This is a genomic window from Candidatus Clostridium eludens, from assembly GCF_045310515.1.
GTDB lineage: Bacteria > Bacillota > Clostridia > Clostridiales > Clostridiaceae > Clostridium_B > Clostridium_B eludens.
On the sequence record NZ_JBJHZX010000214.1, the window covers coordinates 1 to 255 of the forward strand.

1 pseudogene is annotated in these 255 nt (G+C 39.2%); it reads left to right on the forward strand.

Features of this window, described 5'->3' with window-relative positions:
• A pseudogene (locus ACJDU8_RS25875) lies at nucleotides 1-255 on the forward strand ((4Fe-4S)-binding protein); the annotation flags it as partial.

Here is a 255-nt window from a genome sequence, read left to right on the forward strand (position 1 = left end):
TCAAAAACTATGTCACAGTTGTGGGGCCTGTAAAATTGTGTGCAAGCAGGAGGCATTGAGTTATAGGTATAGGGAGACTGGTAGAATAGAAAAAGGTTATGCACAAAATATAAAGTGTATAAGGGGAGTGCTTAATGTAGGAGAACCTATGGCAGTACCCGTAATAAAGCAGCTTTTGGAAAATGTGCCAGAAGGAGTAAATATAATTGACTGCAGCCCTGGTACATCCTGTAATGTGGTAAACACCATAAAATA